This window comes from Flavobacterium sp. Root420, from assembly GCF_001427905.1.
In the GTDB taxonomy this organism is placed as follows: Bacteria; Bacteroidota; Bacteroidia; order Flavobacteriales; family Flavobacteriaceae; genus Flavobacterium.
In genome coordinates this window covers 101799-123805 of the sequence record NZ_LMEF01000012.1, presented here as the reverse complement: position 1 = coordinate 123805, position 22007 = coordinate 101799, and the positions used below count along the sequence as shown (strand labels likewise).

The 22007-nt window shown below is 34.2% G+C and carries 21 protein-coding genes, 2 tRNA genes and 1 pseudogene; 16 read left to right on the top strand and 8 right to left on the bottom strand.

Translation table 11 applies throughout. The features are described 5' to 3' along the window. The first annotated feature begins 100 nt into the window (after nucleotides 1-100). The 6 genes and pseudogenes from ASC72_RS08280 to sufD all read left to right on the top strand — a co-directional run bounded on the left by ASC72_RS08280 (nucleotide 101) and on the right by sufD (nucleotide 5062). On the top strand, nucleotides 101-430 hold the full coding sequence (locus tag ASC72_RS08280; RefSeq protein ID WP_007809160.1) for an iron-sulfur cluster assembly accessory protein: 330 nt from the start codon (nucleotides 101-103) through the stop codon (nucleotides 428-430). A gap of 85 nt (nucleotides 431-515) precedes the next feature. Beyond that, nucleotides 516-1964: a Fe-S cluster assembly protein SufB gene (gene sufB / locus ASC72_RS08275; RefSeq protein WP_056189590.1), complete on the top strand. Its 1449-nt coding sequence runs from the start codon at nucleotides 516-518 to the stop codon at nucleotides 1962-1964. Nucleotides 1965-1971: 7 nt separating this feature from the next. Continuing rightward, nucleotides 1972-2460 (top strand): flavodoxin family protein, encoded by a 489-nt coding sequence (locus ASC72_RS08270; RefSeq protein ID WP_056189587.1) that lies wholly within the window; start codon nucleotides 1972-1974, stop codon nucleotides 2458-2460. Between the two features lie 13 nt (nucleotides 2461-2473). Then, on the top strand, nucleotides 2474-3220 hold the full coding sequence (sufC, locus tag ASC72_RS08265) for a Fe-S cluster assembly ATPase SufC (RefSeq protein WP_056189584.1): 747 nt from the start codon (nucleotides 2474-2476) through the stop codon (nucleotides 3218-3220). A gap of 87 nt (nucleotides 3221-3307) precedes the next feature. Further along, nucleotides 3308-3696: pseudogene (locus ASC72_RS08260) on the top strand (four helix bundle protein). Nucleotides 3697-3745: 49 nt separating this feature from the next. Next, nucleotides 3746-5062, top strand: coding sequence for a Fe-S cluster assembly protein SufD (sufD, locus tag ASC72_RS08255; protein ID WP_056189581.1), 1317 nt, complete (start codon nucleotides 3746-3748; stop codon nucleotides 5060-5062). Nucleotides 5063-5215: 153 nt separating this feature from the next. Here sufD and ASC72_RS08250 read toward each other — a convergent pair whose 3' ends face one another. Further along, nucleotides 5216-6565 carry a serine hydrolase gene (locus ASC72_RS08250; protein WP_056189577.1) on the bottom strand — a complete coding sequence of 450 codons (1350 nt, stop codon included), beginning with the start codon at nucleotides 6563-6565 and terminating at the stop codon, nucleotides 5216-5218. A 221-nt stretch (nucleotides 6566-6786) separates the two neighbouring features. On the opposite strand from ASC72_RS08250, the gene ASC72_RS08245 reads away from it, so the two are divergent. The 6 genes from ASC72_RS08245 to ASC72_RS08220 all read left to right on the top strand — a co-directional run bounded on the left by ASC72_RS08245 (nucleotide 6787) and on the right by ASC72_RS08220 (nucleotide 10993). After that, entirely contained in the window at nucleotides 6787-8001 is a 1215-nt protein-coding gene (locus ASC72_RS08245) for an aminotransferase class V-fold PLP-dependent enzyme (RefSeq protein ID WP_056189573.1), read from the top strand. A gap of 10 nt (nucleotides 8002-8011) precedes the next feature. Further along, a complete protein-coding gene (locus ASC72_RS08240) occupies nucleotides 8012-8437 on the top strand; it encodes a hypothetical protein (protein ID WP_056189570.1) in 426 nt (141 codons plus the stop codon). A 2-nt stretch (nucleotides 8438-8439) separates the two neighbouring features. Continuing rightward, nucleotides 8440-8865, top strand: a complete 426-nt coding sequence (locus ASC72_RS08235) for a SufE family protein (protein ID WP_056189567.1) — start codon at nucleotides 8440-8442, stop codon at nucleotides 8863-8865. Nucleotides 8866-9049: 184 nt separating this feature from the next. Beyond that, nucleotides 9050-9373: an SUF system Fe-S cluster assembly protein gene (locus ASC72_RS08230; RefSeq protein ID WP_053472865.1), complete on the top strand. Its 324-nt coding sequence runs from the start codon at nucleotides 9050-9052 to the stop codon at nucleotides 9371-9373. Between the two features lie 80 nt (nucleotides 9374-9453). Further along, the gene (locus ASC72_RS08225) at nucleotides 9454-9963 is read left to right on the top strand and encodes a DUF2480 family protein (RefSeq protein ID WP_056189565.1); all 510 of its coding nucleotides are present in this window, start codon (nucleotides 9454-9456) and stop codon (nucleotides 9961-9963) included. A gap of 79 nt (nucleotides 9964-10042) precedes the next feature. Further along, a complete protein-coding gene (locus ASC72_RS08220; RefSeq protein WP_056189563.1) occupies nucleotides 10043-10993 on the top strand; it encodes a DUF3078 domain-containing protein in 951 nt (316 codons plus the stop codon). Between the two features lie 153 nt (nucleotides 10994-11146). Here the strand turns inward: ASC72_RS08220 and hflX are convergent, their stop codons facing one another. The 6 genes from hflX to ASC72_RS08190 form a co-directional block, all read right to left on the bottom strand. After that, nucleotides 11147-12388, bottom strand: a complete 1242-nt coding sequence (gene hflX, locus ASC72_RS08215; protein ID WP_056189559.1) for a GTPase HflX — start codon at nucleotides 12386-12388, stop codon at nucleotides 11147-11149. Between the two features lie 157 nt (nucleotides 12389-12545). Then, complete coding sequence (locus tag ASC72_RS08210; RefSeq protein WP_056189556.1) at nucleotides 12546-13412, bottom strand: hypothetical protein; 867 nt, start codon at nucleotides 13410-13412, stop codon at nucleotides 12546-12548. Nucleotides 13413-13550: 138 nt separating this feature from the next. Beyond that, the gene (locus ASC72_RS08205; protein ID WP_371258447.1) at nucleotides 13551-14795 is read right to left on the bottom strand and encodes a DUF5689 domain-containing protein; all 1245 of its coding nucleotides are present in this window, start codon (nucleotides 14793-14795) and stop codon (nucleotides 13551-13553) included. 175 nt (nucleotides 14796-14970) lie between these two features. Beyond that, nucleotides 14971-16188 (bottom strand): MFS transporter, encoded by a 1218-nt coding sequence (locus tag ASC72_RS08200; protein ID WP_082564275.1) that lies wholly within the window; start codon nucleotides 16186-16188, stop codon nucleotides 14971-14973. A 261-nt stretch (nucleotides 16189-16449) separates the two neighbouring features. After that, on the bottom strand, nucleotides 16450-17490 hold the full coding sequence (locus ASC72_RS08195; protein ID WP_056189551.1) for a Gfo/Idh/MocA family oxidoreductase: 1041 nt from the start codon (nucleotides 17488-17490) through the stop codon (nucleotides 16450-16452). A 205-nt stretch (nucleotides 17491-17695) separates the two neighbouring features. Further along, nucleotides 17696-18775: an NADH:flavin oxidoreductase/NADH oxidase gene (locus tag ASC72_RS08190; RefSeq protein WP_056189548.1), complete on the bottom strand. Its 1080-nt coding sequence runs from the start codon at nucleotides 18773-18775 to the stop codon at nucleotides 17696-17698. A 201-nt stretch (nucleotides 18776-18976) separates the two neighbouring features. Here ASC72_RS08190 and rseP point away from each other — a divergent pair, with 201 nt between their 5' ends. The 4 genes from rseP (at nucleotide 18977) to ASC72_RS08170 (ending at nucleotide 20889) form a co-directional block, all read left to right on the top strand. Then, on the top strand, nucleotides 18977-20320 hold the full coding sequence (gene rseP / locus ASC72_RS08185) for an RIP metalloprotease RseP (RefSeq protein ID WP_056189546.1): 1344 nt from the start codon (nucleotides 18977-18979) through the stop codon (nucleotides 20318-20320). 83 nt (nucleotides 20321-20403) lie between these two features. Next, a tRNA-Asn gene (locus ASC72_RS08180) sits at nucleotides 20404-20477 on the top strand. 38 nt (nucleotides 20478-20515) lie between these two features. After that, a tRNA-Asn gene (locus tag ASC72_RS08175) sits at nucleotides 20516-20589 on the top strand. Nucleotides 20590-20649: 60 nt separating this feature from the next. Next, nucleotides 20650-20889 carry a GIY-YIG nuclease family protein gene (locus ASC72_RS08170; RefSeq protein WP_241775662.1) on the top strand — a complete coding sequence of 80 codons (240 nt, stop codon included), beginning with the start codon at nucleotides 20650-20652 and terminating at the stop codon, nucleotides 20887-20889. A gap of 373 nt (nucleotides 20890-21262) precedes the next feature. Here ASC72_RS08170 and ASC72_RS08165 read toward each other — a convergent pair whose 3' ends face one another. Further along, on the bottom strand, nucleotides 21263-21961 hold the full coding sequence (locus ASC72_RS08165; RefSeq protein ID WP_056189543.1) for a hypothetical protein: 699 nt from the start codon (nucleotides 21959-21961) through the stop codon (nucleotides 21263-21265). Nucleotides 21962-22007 lie beyond the last annotated feature (46 nt).

The following is a 22007-nucleotide window of genomic DNA, read 5'->3' as shown; positions in this document are numbered from 1 at the left end:
ATTTGAACATTGAAACACAGTACTTTAAAAATGTAATGTTTCTTGATTACTATTTTAAAAGTGATTTAAAAATGAAAGAAAAAACAAATACTAATATACAATGATAAAAGTTTCTGATACAGCCAAAAAGAAAATCATCGACTTGATGAAAGATGATGGTTTTGATGCCGCACACGACTATGTACGCGTAGGTGTGAAAAGTGGCGGATGCTCTGGTTTGTCATATGATTTAAAATTTGATAAAACCAAAGGCGAAGACGATAAAATATTTATAGACAACGACATAACAATTGCAGTGGAGAAAAAATCATTTCTTTATTTAGCCGGAACAATCTTAGAATTTTCTGGAGGGCTAAACGGAAAAGGATTTGTATTCAATAATCCAAATGCAAGCAGAACTTGTGGTTGTGGAGAATCATTCTCTCTTTAGTCAAAAGTCGAAAGTCAGAAAATCTTAAAGACTGCAATTGACTTTCAAACTTTAGACAATAAAACTTTAAGACAATAAAAAAACAATGAGCAAATACACAGAAGACGATTTAAAAATCGAACTCGAAACTAAAGAATACGAATACGGGTTTTACACCGATATTGAATCGGAGACGTTTCCTATTGGCTTAAACGAAGAAATCGTGCGAGCTATTTCTCTTAAAAAAGAAGAACCGGAATGGATGACCGATTGGCGTATCGAAGCTTTCCGTGCCTGGAAAGAAATGATTGAGCCGGAATGGGCAAATGTTCATTATGTAAAACCAGATTTCCAAGCCATCTCTTATTATTCAGCTCCAAAACAAGTAGATCCTACTAAAACGTTGGATGATGTAGATCCGGAACTTTTAGAAATGTACAAAAAGTTAGGAATCTCTGTCGATGAACAAAAAATGATGAACAATGTCGCTATGGATATTGTTGTCGATTCTGTTTCTGTAGCTACTACTTTCAAAAAGACATTGGGAGAAAAAGGAATCATTTTCTGTCCGATTTCTGAAGCTATCAAAGAACATCCTGAATTGGTAAAAAAATATTTAGGAACTGTTGTCCCTCAAAAAGACAACTTCTACGCAGCATTAAATTCAGCGGTTTTCTCTGACGGAAGCTTCTGTTATATCCCAAAAGGCGTTCGTTGCCCAATGGAACTTTCAACGTACTTCAGAATCAATCAGGCAGGAACAGGACAATTCGAAAGAACACTTGTTATTGCTGATGCAGGAAGTTATGTTTCATACCTTGAAGGCTGTACGGCTCCAAGTCGTGACGAAAACCAATTGCACGCTGCTGTAGTTGAATTAATTGCTTTGGATGATGCAGAAATTAAATATTCTACCGTTCAAAACTGGTTCCCAGGAAACAAGGAAGGAAAAGGTGGAGTTTATAACTTCGTAACCAAAAGAGGTTTATGCGAAACAAACGCTAAAATTTCATGGACACAAGTTGAGACAGGTTCAGCTGTAACCTGGAAATATCCTTCATGTATATTAAAAGGAGATAATTCGGTAGGAGAATTTTATTCAATTGCCGTTACCAATAATTACCAACAAGCAGATACTGGAACCAAAATGATCCATTTAGGGAAAAACACTAAATCGACTATTATTTCTAAAGGTATTTCGGCTGGTAAATCACAAAACAGTTACCGTGGATTAGTGCAAATTAGCCCTAGAGCTGAAAATGCCAGAAACTTTTCGCAATGTGATTCATTATTAATGGGCAACAATTGCGGAGCACATACTTTCCCGTATATCGAAAGTAAAAATCCATCGGCTAAAATCGAGCACGAAGCAACTACAAGTAAAATTGGAGAAGATCAGGTTTTTTATTGTAACCAAAGAGGTATCCCAACTGAAAAAGCGATTGCCTTAATTGTAAACGGTTTCAGTAAAGATGTATTGAACAAATTACCAATGGAATTTGCTGTTGAAGCTCAAAAATTATTAGAGATCTCTTTAGAAGGCTCTGTAGGTTAATTAGAAAATGGAAGGTAAGAAAGTAATCATTTTAGGTTCATCCAGAAAAAACGGAAACACAACAAAAATTGTAGACGAGATTTCTAAAGAACACGAAATAGATGTAATTAATCTGAGTGATTATAATATTTCCTATTATGATTACGAAAGCAAAAACAAAGAAGATGATTTTCTTCCTTTAATAAGAAGAATACTTGAAGAGTACGACACTTTAATTTTTGCAACGCCAATATATTGGTATAATATGAGTGGAATAATGAAGGTTTTCTTTGATCGTTTTTCGGATTTAATCCGAATTGAAAAAGAAACCGGAAGAAAACTTAGAGGAAAGAAAATTGGTGTGATATCAAATTCGCACGACGATGAAATCGAAGAAAGCTTTTACATCCCGTTCAAAAAATCAGCCGATTATTTAGGCATGGAATATTTAGGACACGCGCATTTTAATGCCAACATTCTAAACCAAACAACAAAAATAGAATTGACATTTATATAAAAATTAAAAAACAATGTTATCAATAAAAAACCTTCACGCCGGAATTGGTGATAAAGAAATCCTTAAAGGAATTAATATAGAAGTTAAAGCTGGCGAAGTACACGCGATCATGGGACCAAACGGTTCCGGAAAAAGTACACTTTCGGCTGTTATTGCCGGAAACGAAAACTACGAAGTTACTGACGGACAAGTTTTCCTTGACGGAGAAGATCTTGCTGATCTGGCTCCTGAAGAAAGAGCACACAAAGGAGTTTTCCTTTCGTTTCAATATCCTGTAGAAATTCCCGGAGTAAGTGTAACTAACTTTATGAAAACGGCTATCAACGAAACTCGTAAAGCAAACGGTCAGGAAGAAATGCCGGCTAACGAAATGCTAAAAGTTATTCGTGAGAAGTCGGAATTATTAGAAATTGACCGTAAATTTTTATCTCGTTCTTTAAACGAAGGTTTTTCCGGAGGAGAGAAAAAAAGAAACGAGATTTTTCAAATGGCAATGTTAGAACCAAAATTGGCTATCCTTGACGAAACCGATTCTGGTCTAGACATCGATGCTTTAAGAATTGTGGCTAACGGAGTTAACAAATTGAAAAGCGAGAAAAACGCGATTATCGTGATCACACACTACCAACGTTTGTTAGATTATATCGTTCCTGATTTCGTTCACGTTCTTTACAACGGAAGAATCGTAAAATCAGGCGGAAAAGAATTGGCTTACGAATTGGAAGAAAAAGGGTACGACTGGATTAAAGCGGAAAACTAAATTTTTTGTTTCAAGTTTCATGTTTTTTTTAGTTTCAAGTTAAACTGTATTTTGTAAGTTTAAACTTAAAATAATAAAACAGAAATTATAGCAACAATTAATAGATTTGAAGATTTAGAAATCTGGAAAGAAGCTCGACGATTAGCAAAGAAATTCACTCAATTGCTATTGAGACAGAATTAAAATCAGATTTAAGATTTAAAAATCAAATAAAAGATTCTTCTGGTTCAGTAATGGATAATATTGCTGAAGGTTTTGAAAGAGATGGAAATTTAGAATTTCGACAATTTTTATCAATCGCAAAAGGTTCGGCCGGAGAAACAAGATCTCAACTTTATAGAGTTTTTGATTTTGAATACATTTCAGAACAAAAATTCGAAGTTTTAAAAACAGATTATGAAAACTTAAGTGGTAAAATAAAAAACTTTATCACTTATCTCAATAAGAAAGAGTTCAAAGGAAATAAGTTCCAGTAGATCAACCTGAAACTTGAAACCTGAAACTCCGAAGGAAACAACTACGAAAATGGATTTAAAAGAAAAATTAGTATCGTCTTTTATGGCTTTTGAAGAGCGTGTCGATGTACATTCAGATTTACATGACATTCGCACCAATGCCTTAAAAAACTTCGAAAATAAAGGTTTCCCAACCAAAAAAGAAGAAGCCTGGAAATATACATCCCTAAACGCCATCTTAAAAAATGACTTTACGGTTTTTCCTAAGCAGGAAAATGCAATCGAATTTAACCATGTAAAAAAATACTTTTTACACGAAATTGACACTTATAAATTAGTGTTTATTGATGGTGTTTTTAGTTCACACTTGTCTTCTACAACACATGACGGAATTGATGTTTGCTTGATGTCATCGGCATTGACCAAACCAAAATATAAAATGATTATTGATAAATACTTCAACCAAATTGCAAGCAAAGACGAAAGTTTGACTACGTTGAATACTGCATTTGCAAGTGAAGGGGCTTTTATCAATATTCCGCAAAAGAAAGTCGCTGACAAACCTATTGAGATCATGTATTTCTCAACAGGAAATGAATCTGCTTTATTAGTTCAGCCTAGAAATTTGATTATTGTGGGTGAGAATTCACATGTTCAAATTATCGAACGTCACCAAAGTTTGAATGAGAATCCGGTTTTAACCAATTCGGTTACAGAGATTTTTGCTCAAAAACGTGCAATTGTAGATCACTACAAAATTCAAAACGACAATCTTGAAGCAAATTTAATTGACAACACTTACGTTTCGCAACAACAGGAAAGCCACGTTTATGTGCATACCTTTTCTTTTGGAGGAAATCTGACTCGTAACAATTTGAACTTTTATCATTTTGGAGAGAGATTGACAAGCACACTAAACGGAATCACAATCATTGGCGAAAAACAACACGTTGATCATTATACTTTGGTAAACCACGCAACGCCAAATTGCGAAAGTTTCCAGGATTATAAAGGAATTTTCTCTGATCGTTCAACTGGAGTTTTCAACGGAAAAGTTTTGGTAGAAAAAGAAGCTCAAAAAACAAATGCTTTCCAAAAAAGCAACAATATTTTATTGAGCGACAAAGCCACTATCAACGCAAAGCCACAATTAGAAATTTTTGCTGACGACGTAAAATGTTCTCACGGTTGTACTGTTGGACAATTAGACGAAACAGCAATGTTCTACATGCAATCTCGTGGTATTCCTAAAAAAGAAGCTAAAGCTTTATTGATGTACGCATTCTCAAATGCCGTTATCGAAAGCATCAAAATACCGGAATTAAAACAAAGAATTACTAAAATCATTGCCATGAAATTGGGCGTGAATTTAGGATTTGATTTGTAGAAAATTCTATTCTTAAAAAATAAAAACCGATAAGCTTTTTTAAGTTTATCGGTTTTTTTATGCTCTCCTGCAAGGTTTCCGTAACCTTGTAGGCATCGAAACGCAAACATAAAACCTACAAGGTTTTGGAAACCTTGCAGGAATAAAACAATCTTATTTCTTCACACTATCAATTACCCCCTTCAAAAACCCATTAAAATCAAAACTTTTATCACCCTCTCTCACTCCCATTCTCACAATTACCATATCCAATGACGGAATAATCGCTACCATTTGTCCTTGGTAACCACTGCAGTAAAACATATCACGAGGAACGTCCGGGAATTTCCCTCCGGCATTTAACCAAAACTGTGCTCCATATTTTCCTTCAGAAGTATTCGTTGGTGTTGCCGTATATTTAACCCAGCTTTCATCTAAAATTTGTTCTCCGTTCCAGTTCCCTTTATGAAGATATAACAATCCAAATTTTGACCAGTCTCTTGGTGTTGCCCATCCGTAAGATGAACCAACGAAAGTTCCTGACATATCTTGTTCGACTATCATCGAGTTCATTCCAATTTTATCAATTACAGCACTGTACCAAAAATCAAGATATTCTTGTTGCGTTTTAAACTGGCTTCTTAAGATTCGGGATAATAAATTGGTTGTTCCAGACGAGTAATTCCAATGTGTGTTGGGTTTAAATTGTGCCGGTTTATCCATTTGCACTTTTCCCATATCTTCTGCCTGAAAAAGCATTTTTGTCGCATCGCAAATCGTGCTGTAATTCTCTTCCCATTCTAAACCAGAATTCATATGCAATAAATCATTAATCGTAATAATTTTACGATCGTCTTTTTGCCATTCTGCAATTGGAGCCGGTTTATAAATATCAATTTTTCCTTGTTTGGCTAAAACACCAAAAGCAGAACTTGTGATACTTTTTGTCATTGACCAGCCTAAAATTTTACTGTCTTTATTAAAACCCGTATCATACTTTTCAGCGATCAATTTGTCTTTATATAAAACCACAACGGCGCGTGTTCTCTTTGCTTTTCCTCCACTTTTATCAAATGAATCATCGACAGCGCTTTTCAATTTTGTATAATCAACATTTGAAAATACTGTGTCTTTTGGTTCATTGTTACCGTAAGGAAAAGGAAGATTATTGGTTAACTTGGTTCTTTTCGGAAGTAAATAAGGTTTCGAAACATCGAACCCATCATTAATTAAAGTTGCTCCTAAACCTTCTCTGTAAATCGCTTTTCTTTCTTTTAAACCATAAACAGCAGAAGTAGCAAACTTCCCGGCCTCATCGATTGAATTCGTTGCCAAATCAATCATATCAATATCATTGTCGGTTTTCTGAATTAAATCTAACGATCGATTATCCATAAAATGACCGGAAGCGACACTTTTAGCAGAAAAACCAGAAATCAAATCCAGTTTCGGATAAGTCGTAAATCCGAAATACAAAAATGCCAGAGCTAAGACAAGCACAAGTAATTTGAGAAATTTTTTCATAATGATAACAGCTATTTTTTATGCAATATAAATAATTTATGTTCACGATATTACTATCTAATTTAGATTTCCATTTCAGATAATTTATAAAATCAAATCTAATTTTAAAGAATCAATATTTAAGCCTGCAATTGATGGCACTATAAAAGGAAATTATCGAATTGCCGTAGAAACAAATTTAGTTTTAGTACTTTTGTAAATAGAATTTTTCTAAATAAGACATGCTAGATATCCAAAAAATAAGAGCTGAATTTCCAATACTTTCACAAAAAGTAAACGGAAAACCATTGGTATATTTCGACAACGGAGCAACTTCGCAAAAACCACAAATTGTGATCGACGCTGAAGTGAAATATTATCAGGAAATAAATGCCAACATTCATAGAGGTGTTCATACATTAAGTCAATTAGCTACTGATGCTTACGAGGTGTCTCGCGGTAAAGTGCAACAACATATTAATGCGAAATTTGCTCACGAAGTACTGTTTACTTCAGGAACAACATTTGGAATCAATTTAGTAACGAACGGTTTTGCTTCGATTTTAAAATCGGGCGATGAAGTAATTGTTTCGTCTTTAGAACACCATAGCAATATTGTGCCCTGGCAAATGTTATGCGAAAAAACCGGAGCCACTTTAAAAGTGATTCCGATGAACGAAAATGGTGAATTGATCATGGAAGCTTTTGATGCTTTGTTATCAGAAAAAACAAAAGTCGTAACGGTAAATCATATTTCGAACGCATTGGGAATCATAAATCCGATCAAATATATTATTGATAAAGCACATGCCGTTGGTGCTGCCGTTTTGATTGATGGCGCACAGGCAGTTCCGCATTTAAAGCCAAATGTTCAGGAATTAGATTGTGATTTTTATGCTTTTTCAGGACATAAAATGTGTGGTCCAACCGGAACCGGAATTTTATACGGAAAAGAAAAGTGGTTAAACAAACTTCCTCCTTATCAGGGCGGTGGTGAAATGATCAAAGAAGTGACTTTCGAGAAAACGACTTATGCTGATCTTCCGCATAAATTTGAAGCCGGAACTCCAAATATCGCTGGTGGAATTGTGCTTGGAACCGCTATTGATTATTTAAATAATATTGGTTTTGAAAATATTCAGCAATATGAAAACGAATTATTAGCATACGCGACAAAAAGTTTATTAGAAATCGAAGGCCTGAAAATTTACGGAACCGGAAAAAATAAAGCTTCTGTCGTTTCGTTTAATATTGATGGAATTCATCCTTACGATGTCGGCTCTATTATTGATAAGTTAGGAATCGCCGTTCGTACAGGACACCATTGTGCGCAACCTATTATGAACTTTTTCTGCATTCCGGGAACTATTCGTGCTTCTTTCTCTTTTTACAACACTAAAGAAGAAATTGATGCAATGGTTGAAGCCGTTAAGAAAGCAAAAACCATGTTAAGCTAAAACACATTTTATGAGAACGATATCTTTATTACTCCTGATTCTTTTTATTGGAACGAGCTGTTCAAGCCAAAAAAAAACAGATATGACAGGAACTCAAATTGAATACACAGCCATGTCTCGAGGACTTTACAAAAGAATTGTAGTTAAAGATCAAAAAGTGACGGTAACAAATGGAAGAGATACCGAAGCAATTGTAAGTGAAATAGATAATGCAAAATGGAATAAAATTGTATCTGAATTTGAGAAAATAAATTTAGATAGTCTTTCTACTTTAAAAGCGCCAACTGAAAAACGATTTTATGATGGAGCGGCAATTGGAAATTTAAAAATAATTCAGAATCCAAAAACATACGAAACGACAGGTTTCGACAATGGTTTTCCTCCAAAGAAAATCGAAAAATTGGTAAATTTGCTGACGGATTTTGCTAAAAAATAATTATGACAATAAAAGAGATACAAAACGAAATAATAGACGAATTCTCAATGTTCGATGATTGGATGCAACGTTACGAGTACATCATCGAATTAGGAAAAAGTCTTCCGTTAATCAATGAAGAATACAAAACTGACGAGAATTTAATCAAAGGATGCCAATCGAAAGTTTGGTTGCATGGTGAGCAAAAGGACGATAAAATTATCTTTACCGCAGACAGTGATGCAATTTTAACCAAAGGAATAATTGCGATTTTAATCCGTGCATTCTCGAATCAAAAGGCGGAAGATATCATAAATGCCGACACTCAATTTATTGATGAAATTGGTTTAAAAGAACACTTATCTGCAACACGTGCAAACGGATTGGTGTCGATGATTAAAAACATTAAAATGTACGCTTTGGCTTTTAACTCAAAGAATAAAAATTAATTTAAACCATTAAGATATTAAGTTTCATTAAGAAGTAAACTTAATTTTCTTAACATTCTAAAAATTAGAATTAAGCATCATTAAAATAAAACTTAATTTTTCTTAATATCTTAATGGTTAGAAAAAAACACCGTATTTAAATGAACTTATAATCACTTATATGGTGAAAGAAAAACAAAACAAAATGGAACAAGAAATTGACACAAACGAATTAGGAGAATCTATTGTAAAAGTTTTAAAAGGCATTTACGATCCGGAGATTCCTGTAGATATTTATGAATTAGGATTAATTTACGACGTAATGGTTAACACAGATTATGAAGTAAAAATCTTAATGACATTAACCTCTCCAAACTGTCCGGTTGCGGAAAGTTTACCCAGAGAAGTGGAAGAAAAAGTAAAAACAATCGAACATATTAAAGATGTGGATGTTGAAATTACTTTCGATCCGCCCTGGAGCAAAGATTTAATGAGCGAAGAAGCAAAATTAGAATTAGGAATGCTTTAAATTAGTCATAAAGTCAAAAGTCATAAAGTCTACAAGTAAAGACTTTATGACTTTCGACATTGGACTTTAAGACTTCATTTATGGAAGAAATCATCAATAAAGTTGCCAATAGCGCCTTAGAAGTGTTTGATTTGGAAGATTATTATCCAAAGGGAATGCGAGTGCAAATTGACATTTCGCAATGGCTTTTAGAAGGTTTTTTATTGAAAGAAAAAGACTTTAGAGAGCATTTAAAAAATCATAATTGGTCGCAATATCAGGATCAATATGTAGCTGTAAATTGCAGTACTGATGCTATTGTTCCGGCTTGGTCTTTCATTTTAGTAGCCGTTCAGTTGGCGCCTTATGCTAAGAAAGTAGTCAACGGAACTATCGAAGATTTAGATGCAAGTTTATACGAAGAGCTTTTAAGCAAGCTTGATTATTCTATCTACAAAAACAAACCTGTTATCGTAAAAGGCTGTTCGAGAAAACCTGTACCAATGCGTGCGTATATATTAGCGACAACCTATCTGCAACCTTTTGCCAGAAGCATTATGTACGGAGAGGCTTGTTCAGCGGTTCCTTTGTACAAAGAAACTAAGAAATAACTTTCTTTTACGATCAATTAATACCGAACCTTTTAACGGTTTTTAGTATATTTGTTAATACACTTCTAAACTAAAGACTATGAGAAAGCTAACGTTATTACTTTTCATTTTAGTAAACTTTACTTTTGTACAAGCCCAAAATTCCGAAAAAGAATTAATTCAGAATACTGAAAAAGCAGTAAAAAAAATTAACGATACTATTGAAGGAGAAGGTTGGAAGACAAAGGGAACTGTTTCACTTTTATTAAATCAATCGAGTTTTAACAACTGGATTTCCGGAGGTGAAGACAGCTTTTCAGGAACTCTCGGAATCAATTACGATTTCAATTACAAAAAAAACGATATAACTTGGGACAATAAAATTCTTGCTTCCTACGGACTTTTACAGACCAAGAATGATGACTTCACAAAAAAAACAGATGACCGTTTAGAATTCAACTCAATAGTAGGGAAAAAAGCATTTGGACAATGGTATTACTCTTATTTTCTGAATTTTAGAACTCAGTTTTCAACAGGTTACATTTATAGTCAGGATCCTAACGGAAAAGAAATCAGAACCGAGCGCACCAAGTTTATGTCTCCGGGTTATCTAACAACTGGTCCGGGAATTTACTGGACAAAAGATGCTAATCTAAAAATTAACTTTGCACCACTTACTTCAAAATTCACTTTTGTAGACAGCGCTTATACAACAGGAATAAATCAACTAACTGGATTGCCTTATGTAGACGGAGAGTATTTTGGCGTTGATGAGGGTAAAAGTATGCGTTACGAACTGGGTTTCTATGCTTCCTTATATTACAAACTCGCGATTATGACTAACGTAACAGCCGAAAATACTTTGAATTTATATTCTAATTATTTAGAAGATCCTCAAAATGTTGATATCGATTACTCACTGAATATTATCATGAAAGTCAACAAATTTTTGTCCGCTAATTTATCCTTTCAGGCCATTTATGATGACAATGCCTATAAGGGTCTTCAAACCAGAGAAGTATTTGGTTTAGGGCTTAATTTCGGATTTTAATATTAAATTTTACCGCAAAGAGCGCAAAGATTTCTTTTTGCAAAGCTTAATTTATAAAAAAAGTTCGCAAAGCTGGATGTTGATCTAGCTTTGCGAACTTTGTGTTTATGATACTTGTATAAAAACTTTGCGCTCTTTGCGGTAAGGTTTTATTTATTCCTCGTCTTTTTCGTCATCTTTTTCGATTGCATCTTTATAATCCGGATACAAAAACTTATTATAAGGGAATCTGGTAATATGAATCTGGCGAACTGCTTCGTAAACTCTTTCTCTAAATTCCTCAAAATTTTCTTTATTGGTAGCCGAAATAAACAATGCATTTTCTTCTCCCAAACGATGCATCCAGGTTGCTTTCCATTCGTCAAGCGTATAATGTCTTGGCGTTTTCTCCGTCATTAAATCATCTTCATCGATCGTCAAATGCTTATAGGCATCAATTTTATTAAAAACCATAATTACAGGTTTCTCATGTGCCTTGATATCTTGTAAAGTCTGATTTACAGATGCAATATGGTCCTCAAAATCAGGATGCGAAATATCTACAATATGCAATAGTAAATCGGCTTCACGAACCTCATCTAATGTACTTTTGAAAGAATCTACCAATTGCGTTGGCAATTTTCTAATAAAACCTACAGTATCTGAAAGCAAAAACGGCAAGTTTTTAATCACTACTTTTCGAACTGTTGTATCCAGTGTTGCGAATAATTTATTTTCAACAAAAACATCACTTTTTCCAACCGCATTCATCAAAGTCGATTTTCCAACATTGGTGTAACCAACCAGAGCCACACGTACCATCGCACCACGATTGCTACGCTGAACACCCATTTGTTTATCGATCGTTTTGATTTTTTCTTTCAGTAACGAAATCCTGTCACGGACAATACGTCTATCTGTTTCGATTTCCGTTTCCCCGGGTCCACGCATACCAATACCTCCTTTTTGACGCTCAAGGTGTGTCCATAACCCAGAAAGCCTTGGCAATAAATAGATACATTGCGCCAACTCAACCTGAGTTCTGGCATAAGAGCTTTCGGCTCTTTGCGCAAAAATATCCAGAATCAAATTGGTTCTGTCTAAGATTTTACAATCTATAATTTTAGAGATATTTTTTTGTTGTGAAGGCGACAATTCATCATCAAAAATTAAAGTCGATATATCGTTTTCTTTTACAAAAAGATTGATTTCTTCAATTTTTCCCGTTCCCATAAAAGTTTTTGGATTCGGGCGTTCCATTTTTTGTGAAAAGCGCTTGATAACTTTACCTCCAGCGGTGTAAGTTAAAAACTCCAATTCGTCAAGATATTCGTTAAGTTTTTCCTCACTTTGATTTTGAGTTACAATACCAACAATGGCCGTTCTCTCAAAATTTATAACTTCTTTTTCTAACATAGCTTTGAATAAGGTGCAAATTTAATGATTTGTAGGACACTAACCCTTATAGAATTCTGTTTTTAAGTTCTATTTAAGAATTTTACCCATTCTAAAAAACAAAACCATTTAGAAAGTTAATTTCTAAATGGTTTTAAGAAAAACTGAAAGTACAGTTTTATTCGTAAATAAATGTTTTCTCTGTTTTTACAATTCCGTTCTCTTCAATTTGAGTACAGAAAATTGGAAAATTCAATTTGTTGTATTTATACTTTCTGCTTACAGCAACCAAAGCTGTAGACGAAGGGCTAAAATTCACTTCGTTATTATAGGATATTGCTTCAAAGCTAAACTCATCTTCGTGATACGAAATCATTGGTACAATTACTTTATAATTATCGCCAAACAAGCTCTGAACAATAAGTTGATCTACCGATTTTTTATCATCAAAAGTATAGGTTTTAGAGATTTTATCTCCCACCAGACCTTTGTGTCTTACCACATTATCATTCGTATAAACATACTCTATTTTACCAATAATCTGTTTGTTTTTATCACGTGAAGTACGTCTTACAATAATACCGTTTTCAACAATATATTCAATATCATCAAGTAAATTTTGATGGTTGGTACTTTTTTTAGTTGTTACTTTTATTCTCGCTCCTTCATAGCCAAAAGTCACTACTTTAGTAATGTAATCCGGCCCTTCCTGGTATTTTTTTACAAATTTTGTAATATTATTGTCTGCATCATAAGTGTAGTTTACAACTTCTTTCCAGTCGCTTCCAACTTTATCTTTTACGGTCATGTCTAGCAGTCCGGCTTTATTGTAAAAAAAATGCTGTACAACATCTGAAGTGGTAATGGTTTGTATTTTTCCATCTTTAAACACTACAGTTTTATTTATAATTTCACCATCTGTAGAGTTCTGGTAATTTGTTTTTACAATATTGATTTGTTTTAAACGAACAGGAGCAGTGTCGTCCTGGCTATGCACTAAGCATGGAAGTACCATCATCATGATGGCGATAAAGTAGGTTTTCATAATTTTAAGTATCAATTTGGGATGACCAAAATACAAAATTCCATCAAATTTTAATAGCTTAAATCTCAAAAAAAATACACTATTAAATTATCGCCCAAAAAACCAACACTTTAAATTCATTTTAAAAAAAAACACAACCTACTTTTCGCCAAAAATTTTAATGTCATCAACCATGAAAGCACCATTTAAAGTTTTGTCTTTCCCTGAACCAATATATTTAAATACAATATGAATATTTCCTGAATAAGCAGATAAATCAATTGCTCCGGAACTTATAAAAGCGCGGGGCGGCGTTGATAAAGAAGGAAATTTTGCTTCTAATTTTTTCCAATTTGCCTTCGTAACATTCGAGCCGTCGAAATTGGTAGAAACATAAACTTCCAATGCATTCAATGGAGAATCCATCTTCAAATCATGTTGTGCACTTCTAAAAGATAATACTGCATTTTTATAACTTGTCATATTAATTTTAGGAGAAACCAGCCAGGCAATATTCTCAGCAGCTGTTGTACTTGTCGTATTAAACTCTGCATAACCATTCCCTCCATAAACCATGCTTTTCCATAATTTTGATGCTTTTTCTACAATATTGCTCCAACCGGGTAATGTAAAATTTACATTGTTCTTTACCATTTGAAAATCTTCGGCAAAAAACGGAACATTTCTCTTTCTATTCATGACAACATCTTCTTTTGACCGAATCACCATTTGATAATCAGAACCAAATTTTGTCAAAATACCACGTACCGTCCCACTTCCTTCGGGAACCAATTGATCTGAAAAACTGGCAAAACTACTGGTCCTGAAAATAATCTGATTGCCTGTTTTATCCCTTAAATTCCAATTTGTCGAACCTCCAACATTATTAGTTTCTTCAAAATAATGACGACCCAACGCCGCTTCTGTAAATTCTACATCGGTAAGTTCTATCAACGTATTTAATTTATTATCATCTAATGCTTCTTCAATAGAAATTTTCTTAACCAATAGCTTTTTATCAACAATTGTACAAGAAGCATTCAATACATTTTTATAATCATTCTGCGAAATTCTGCCAATAGTAGGATCTCCGGCATTACTCACATTCAGACTACCTATTCGCAGTCCGCCATAAAATAAATCTGTAAACTGATTTTTAAGTTTTACAAATACTTTATTTCCCACACGATAATCAATGTAAGTGTTTGAAGCATCTACGGGAACACTAAAACCGATTGCAGAAATTCTTTCTTTTGCCAAAGTCTGAAACGAAATGGTCTTGAAAAAATTACCATCCTCATCACTTGACACTACATAAGCTTCTATAATATCATCATAGACATATTGTTTTGCAACCGTACCTGCAAAATCATGCACTTTTTCTACTGTTTTATTGACTGTCAAATCAGGTTGCGTACAATCTAATTTGGGAGTTTCAATATCATTATTACAGCCATAAATAAGTAATAATGAAAGTAAAATATTTATAAATATAAATAAATTCCTACTAATGTTTTAATTGAAATTTGAAATTAATTATGTAGCTTTGCCTATTTTTTGTTTTTTTAGGAGCTAAATTTTAAGCTGTCGTTCTAATTTTAGATACCATAAAAGCGATCAGAACGCCAAAGATTCCGATAAAAGCAAACGAAAACTGAAGTCCGAAATTTTGAGCAATATGTCCAATTACCGGAGGTCCCATTAAGAAACCAAGAAAGCTAACACTTGAAACTATCGTTAACGCTTCACCGGGTGGTACTGTAGGATTTTTTCCTGCTATGCTATAAACCGTAGGAACAATAGTCGCAACTCCCAAACCAACAGCCATAAAAGCAATCGTACACGGAATAATATAAGGAAGAAAAACAGCTGTAAAAAGTCCGGCAGAAATCATAACCCCACTGATTTGCATTACGCGTTCGCGGCCAAATTTGTTAATAAGATTGTCTCCTAAGAAACGTCCGCTGGCCATCATAATCATAAACGAAGTATATCCTAAAATTACTAACGCTCCGGGCGCTTTTACAATATCTTTAAAATATACACCACTCCAGTCAAACATTACACCTTCACTCGCCATACTGCAAAAACCAATAACACCAAGCCATAATAGGGTTGTGTCTGGCTTTACAAATATTTTTTTCTTCTCTGTTTTATGCTTGATTTTTTCTTTGGCTCTGACCAAAAAATTAAAATTAAATGCAACCATCAAAAGCACAATGGCACCTACAATTATAAAGTGATGCAACGGCGACAGTTTTAAAGCTAACATTCCTAAACCTACCAAAGCTCCGGTAAATCCGGCAAAACTCCACATACCGTGAAAAGCTGACATTATCGTTTTTTTGAAAAGTACTTCTGTATAGACACCCTGCGTATTTACGGCAATGTTCGCCAAGTTTCCGAACAGGCCAAACAAAAATAAACCTAAAGATAATTGTAATGCTGTTGTTGCCAAGCCTAAATTGGCTAAACAAAAAACATACATTATTAGGGAGAAAACCAAAATGCGGTGGCTTCCAAATTTGGTTACCATTTTTCCTGAAAAAGGCATAATGGCTAATTGTCCCATCGGTAGTGCAAAAAGTATAGATCCTAAATCTCCTTCGGTCAAATGCAAAGCGGTTTTTATATCCGGAATTCGACTTGCCCAGGTTGCAAAACTTAACCCCATTCCGAAATAAAACATTCCAACAGCAAAACGAATTCGGTTTAAATAAGAAGCTTTTGCTTCTCTATAGACTTTCTTAATTTTTCCTTTAGTTTGGAAAAGTGATAACGGATTGAAGTTGATCAAAATAATGCTTTTTTGGATTTCTACTATAAAAATACAAAAAATGACTTTACCCACTAACGAAGACCACCAGTTCCTCAATTTATAACGTTATATGTTTATAAGTTACAACGCTACAAAAGTTTTAAACACATAGAAACATAGATTTATTCTCCAACTATAAAAAAGGCGTTTCACTTGTCAAAAAGACACATAGCTATGTGTTTTTAAGCAAGCGAAACGCCTTCTGTAGACACAGAAAACTATGTCTCTATGTGTTTAAATCTATAAGTTAATTAACCTCTGTTGTGCATTACTCGCAATAGCCGCTTCGATAATCTGCATTACTTTTACGCCATCCTGTGCGGTAACGGGTTCTGTTTTATTGTTTACAATACAATCATAAACACCATCAAAAAATGAGAAATAATTTCCCTGAAGCGTTGGTATTTTTTCTCGGATTACTTCCCCATTAATTTCTGTATGCAAAAGCCCCTGAAGGTCTTCAGGTTCTGTTCCCCACGATTCTAAATTTGGTTTTTTACCAATTTTTAATTCATCTTCCTGAACATCACCTCGCGGTTTTAGGAAAGAACCTTTTTTACCGTGAATTGTATACGCAGGATAGGCTTCTCTCACAAAGAAACCTGCTTTTAAACGTACTCTGAAATTTTCATAAATCAATACTAAATCGATCCAGTCATCAACCAAAGAATTTTCTCTGGTGTAACGAATATCTCCAAAAACAGATTTTGGCGAACCAAACAAACAAACTGCCTGATCGATTAAATGCGGCCCTAAATCTTTTAAGATTCCGGCACCATCATTGGCTGTTTCTTTATGGGCTTTCGGACTCAATATTGGGTTATATCTGTCAAAATGGAATTCGGCTTCAACCAAATCTCCCAAGACACCATCTTGAATTATTTTCTGAATGGTTTTAAAATCACTGTCCCATCTTCTGTTTTGGAAAACGGCTAATTTTAATCCTTTTTCTTTTGCAATTGAAGCTAATTCTTCAGCTTCAGCAACCGTTGTTGTGAAGGCTTTTTCGACAACGGCATGTTTTCCGGCCAAAAGCACTTTTTTAGCATATTCATAATGTGTTCCAACTGGCGTGTTTATGATTACCAAATCGACATCGTCTGCTAATAAATCATCGATTGTTGGATAACTTTTTACATAAGGATAATCTTCCTGAATGAGATTTTTACTTCTTTCCCAGGAACCTAATAATTCAAATCCGGGATGAATATCTAAAAATGGAGCGTGAAAAACTTTCCCCGACATTCCGTATGATAATAGTGCTGTTCTAATTTTTTGCATTGTTCTGTATTTATTAAAATAAATTTTAATTTTTTTTTTACCATTAAGATATTAAGAAAATTAAGTTTAGCTGCTTAATGAAACCTAATATCATTGTGATTTGAATTAATTTCACATTTTATTGTTTTCTAACCGTTAAGAGATTAAGAAAAATTAAGTTCAAAGCTTAATGAAACTTAATGTCTTAATGGTTCAAATAAAAACCTTATGGTTTATTTATTTTAGCTCGTTCGTATTGTTTTGGCCATTGAATATCTTCGTTTAAATCTCTGGCGAAATCTAACGGCAAGTTAGGATTTCTTAAAGATTCTCTGGCAAATAAAATCAAATCGGCCTGATTGTTATTTAAAATTTCTTCGGCTTGTATGGCATGCGTTATTAAACCAACTGCTCCTGTTAAAACATTTGCTTCTTTTTTGATTTTCTCAGCAAACGGAACCTGATAATTTGGATGTAACGGAATTTGCTGATGCGAAACTAATCCGCCTGACGAAACATCAATTAAATCTACTCCTTTTTCTTTTAAGATTTCGGAAAGTTTTACTGATTCCTCCGGATTCCAGCCACCTTCTGCCCAATCAGTAGCTGAGATTCGGACAAATAAAGGTAAGTCTGAAGGCCATTCTGACTGAACTACTTGTACAATTTCTAAAGTAAAACGGATCCTGTTTTCGAAACTTCCTCCGTATGCATCGGTTCTGTTATTAGTTAAAGGAGAAAGAAACTGATGCAACAAGTAGCCGTGCGCACCATGAATTTCTAAAACCTGATATCCCGCTTCAACGGCTCTTTTGGTTGCCGATTTAAAATCGGAAATTACTTTTTGGATTCCGTTTTCATCTAAAGCTGTTGGAAGAAACGGTTCATCATCATGATACGGAATCGCACTTGAAGAAACCGTCTGCCATCCGCCTTGAGCGAAATCTAACTTTTTATTGCCTTCCCAAGGAGCTGAAACACTCGCTTTTCGTCCTGCGTGTGCCAATTGAATTCCGGGAATCGAATTTTGAGAAACGATAAATTTGTTGATTTGTTTTAGTTTTTCGATGTGTTCGTCTTTCCAAATTCCAAGATCTGAAGGAGAGATTCGCGCTTCAGGAGAAACGGCTGTGGCTTCCTGAATGATTAAACCCACGCCTCCACTGGCACGGCTTCCGAGATGCACCAAATGCCAATCATTTGCAAATCCGTCAACGGAAGAATATTGACACATTGGCGAAATAACGATTCTATTTTTTAATGTAATTTTTTTTATAGTAAGTGGAGAAAATAATAATGAAGCCATATAATGTAACTTTTGATGGTTTTACACTACCAATTGAGTGAGATAGTGCTTAAAAAAGTAAAGTTAAAGCTTCTTGTTAAAAGTAGAAATCTAAATGTTTATTAATTAACAAACATTTAAAACCTTATGTCTTATATTGCACTATCAAATTAAAATAGAAACGTTACTTTTGTGCGTTAAATTACGAACTAAAAATACAAAATGGATATAGTTATCAAACTCTCTCAATTTCTATTGAGTTTATCTTTACTTATTATTCTTCACGAATTAGGGCATTTTATCCCTGCAAAATTATTTAAAACCAGAGTCGAAAAATTTTACTTATTTTTTGATGTTAAATATTCTCTGTTAAAAAAGAAAATTGGAGAAACAGAATACGGAATCGGATGGCTTCCATTGGGAGGTTATGTGAAAATTTCAGGGATGATCGACGAAAGTATGGACAAAGAACAAATGGCATTACCACCTCAACCGTGGGAATTCCGTTCTAAACCAGCCTGGCAACGTTTGATCATTATGTTGGGTGGTGTTACAGTAAACTTTATATTGGCTTTCATTATTTATATCGGAATGGCGTTTGTTTACGGTGAAACTTACGTTGCAAATGCTGATTTAAAAGATGGTGTTTGGGTAACCAATCCTGCAATTGAAAATGTTGGAATAAAAACTGGCGATAAAATAATTTCTATCGATGGTCAAAAAATCGAAAATTTTGACGACGACACTAACATGAAAGTCATCATGGCTAAAGAAATTTTGATTGACAGAAACGGACAACAGCAAACTGTCAAAATACCTACAGATTTTGTTGACAAGTTATCAAAACATGAAAAAGGTTTATTGATAAGCCCTAGAATGCCTTTCGCTGTTGGAGGTTTGGATGAAAGTTCTAAAAACACTTCTCTGAAACCAAAAGATTTATTTGTAACATTAAATGGTCAGGAAGCAAAGTATTATGATCAGGTAAAAGTGATTTTAAACGCTAACAAAGGAAAAACGATTCTTGCAGTTGTTTTGCGTGATTTAAAACAAACTACAGTTAATGTTAAAGTTTCTGCAGACGGAAAACTTGGGGTTATTCCTGGTGGTTTAGACATTAAATCATTACAAAAATTAGGTTACTATAAAATCAGTACAAAAGAATATAATTTTGCTGAATCTATTCCGGTTGGACTGACAAAAGGTAAAGACCAATTAGTAAGTTACGGAAAACAATTGAAAATGATTTTTAATCCAGAGACAAAAGCATACAAACAAGTAGGTGGATTTGCGGCGATTTTCAACATTTTTCCGAATTCATGGAGCTGGGAAACCTTCTGGTCAATCACTGCTTTATTATCAATTATGCTTGGAGTTATGAATTTATTGCCAATTCCGGCACTTGATGGTGGTCATGTGATGTTTTTATTGTACGAAATAATTAGTGGTAAAAAACCAAGTGATAAATTCCTTGAAAACGCCCAAATGGTTGGTTTCGTTCTACTTATCGCACTACTTTTGTTCGCTAACGGAAACGATATCTACAAGGCAATAATGAAGCCGTAAAAATAATTGAGAAAAAGTGTGAAAATATTTTTGGGAAATTAAAAAATCAACTATATTTGCACTCGCTAAAAAGAGCAACAACTTCCTCCTTAGCTCAGTTGGTTAGAGCATCTGACTGTTAATCAGAGGGTCCTTGGTTCGAGCCCAAGAGGGGGAGCAACTTTTTTCAGCAAACATATTTACCTTTAAGGTGATTCCTTCTTAGCTCAGTTGGTTAGAGCATCTGACTGTTAATCAGAGGGTCCTTGGTTCGAGCCCAAGAGAGGGAGCTTATAAAATACCACTTACTTTCGTAAGTGGTATTTTTTTTGTTTATAATTTACCCTAATATGAATTGTGTTTACATTCTACATTCAATTAAATTAAACCGATTTTACATTGGATACACATCTGATTTCGATGCCCGAATTGAATTTCATAAAAATGCTGAATCTCACAAATTCACAGCAAATGCTGAAGATTGGGTATTATTTCTAAAAATACCGTGCGAAAACAGAACCCAGGGCTTAAATATTGAAAATCTTATTAAGTATCCCAGACATAATTATCAAACTCAAAGAAAGATATAAGTAAACTGTTAATCAGAGCCCCGATAGCTATCGGGGTTGGTTCGGGCCCAAGAGAGGGAGCTTATTAAAAAGACTATCATTTTCATGATAGTCTTTTTAATAAGCTCCAACATTTACACAAATAGAACATACTTTGGATCGCTACGAAAACCTGTGGAGCAGTAAAAATTTTACCGCAAAGCTCGCAAAGGTTTTTTTTCTGCTGTGTTTGCAGGATCTTTAGTGAGTTCGCAAAGCTGTTCATTGCGTACGCCCTTTGCGAACATTGCGGTTAAACAGTATGTGTGTTGGAATTTAAAATGATAAATTAGAGCTTAAAAAAAGACCACCACTTTCATGATAGTCTTTTTCCTCGCTCTGGGGGCACGTGGAACTATTCTTTCGCAATTTTATTGACTATGTTTTTACTTTCAAATACTACCATCATTTCATTGGCTTTTTCTGGCTGACCAATTTCTTTTAATGATTGGGCATATCTATAATAATAGGATGGCTCTATATCTGGAGACATTTCAAGCAACTGTGCATAAAATTTTGCAGCTTCATTCATTTCTCCATCAAAATAATGTTGATCTGCCACTTTTTTGAGCATATCTGCAGACGCATAACCTTTATCTATAACTTGCATATAGGTTTTTGTGCGGTTTACAATAAGATATTTTGCTTTTTGCGCCGGAGGAATCACTTCAACTTTAACTGGCTTAATTGTCGATGGAACTGTATCTGTAATTGTTTTTGACAGCAGAGCGATTTCTGTTGGTTTTACTTTGGCTTTTCGATAAACGGCTGTAACAGTTCTGGTGTTATTTGGACCAAGATCATAGGTATTAACCATGTCTAATTTTGAAACTTCATATTTGATCACTCTTCTTCCGAATGTCATATTAATAGTTTCTTCCACATGATAATAATCCAGCACAAGATCATTATCAGATTTGTTGTCAGATTGTGAATGTGCATTTGCTATTGGTGCAATGACAGGAGTGTTAGGAGCAGCACGCTGTGCAAAACAAAAACAGCTAAAAGAAAAAACACATGCAATTAGTGTAAAATTTGCTGCATAAGTTTTCATGATGATTAGATTAATTTATTCTGAACATTAAAATATTAACTTAAAG

Coding starts and splice junctions, on each gene's coding strand:
- ASC72_RS08280 (WP_007809160.1), top strand. CDS start 101: ATGATAAAAGTTTCTGATACAGCCAAAAAGAAAATCATCGACTTGATG.
- sufB (WP_056189590.1), top strand. CDS start 516: ATGAGCAAATACACAGAAGACGATTTAAAAATCGAACTCGAAACTAAA.
- ASC72_RS08270 (WP_056189587.1), top strand. CDS start 1,972: ATGGAAGGTAAGAAAGTAATCATTTTAGGTTCATCCAGAAAAAACGGA.
- sufC (WP_056189584.1), top strand. CDS start 2,474: ATGTTATCAATAAAAAACCTTCACGCCGGAATTGGTGATAAAGAAATC.
- sufD (WP_056189581.1), top strand. CDS start 3,746: ATGGATTTAAAAGAAAAATTAGTATCGTCTTTTATGGCTTTTGAAGAG.
- ASC72_RS08250 (WP_056189577.1), bottom strand. CDS start 6,565: ATGAAAAAATTTCTCAAATTACTTGTGCTTGTCTTAGCTCTGGCATTT.
- ASC72_RS08245 (WP_056189573.1), top strand. CDS start 6,787: ATGCTAGATATCCAAAAAATAAGAGCTGAATTTCCAATACTTTCACAA.
- ASC72_RS08240 (WP_056189570.1), top strand. CDS start 8,012: ATGAGAACGATATCTTTATTACTCCTGATTCTTTTTATTGGAACGAGC.
- ASC72_RS08235 (WP_056189567.1), top strand. CDS start 8,440: ATGACAATAAAAGAGATACAAAACGAAATAATAGACGAATTCTCAATG.
- ASC72_RS08230 (WP_053472865.1), top strand. CDS start 9,050: ATGGAACAAGAAATTGACACAAACGAATTAGGAGAATCTATTGTAAAA.
- ASC72_RS08225 (WP_056189565.1), top strand. CDS start 9,454: ATGGAAGAAATCATCAATAAAGTTGCCAATAGCGCCTTAGAAGTGTTT.
- ASC72_RS08220 (WP_056189563.1), top strand. CDS start 10,043: ATGAGAAAGCTAACGTTATTACTTTTCATTTTAGTAAACTTTACTTTT.
- hflX (WP_056189559.1), bottom strand. CDS start 12,388: ATGTTAGAAAAAGAAGTTATAAATTTTGAGAGAACGGCCATTGTTGGT.
- ASC72_RS08210 (WP_056189556.1), bottom strand. CDS start 13,412: ATGAAAACCTACTTTATCGCCATCATGATGATGGTACTTCCATGCTTA.
- ASC72_RS08195 (WP_056189551.1), bottom strand. CDS start 17,490: ATGCAAAAAATTAGAACAGCACTATTATCATACGGAATGTCGGGGAAA.
- ASC72_RS08190 (WP_056189548.1), bottom strand. CDS start 18,775: ATGGCTTCATTATTATTTTCTCCACTTACTATAAAAAAAATTACATTA.
- rseP (WP_056189546.1), top strand. CDS start 18,977: ATGGATATAGTTATCAAACTCTCTCAATTTCTATTGAGTTTATCTTTA.
- ASC72_RS08170 (WP_241775662.1), top strand. CDS start 20,650: ATGAATTGTGTTTACATTCTACATTCAATTAAATTAAACCGATTTTAC.
- ASC72_RS08165 (WP_056189543.1), bottom strand. CDS start 21,961: ATGAAAACTTATGCAGCAAATTTTACACTAATTGCATGTGTTTTTTCT.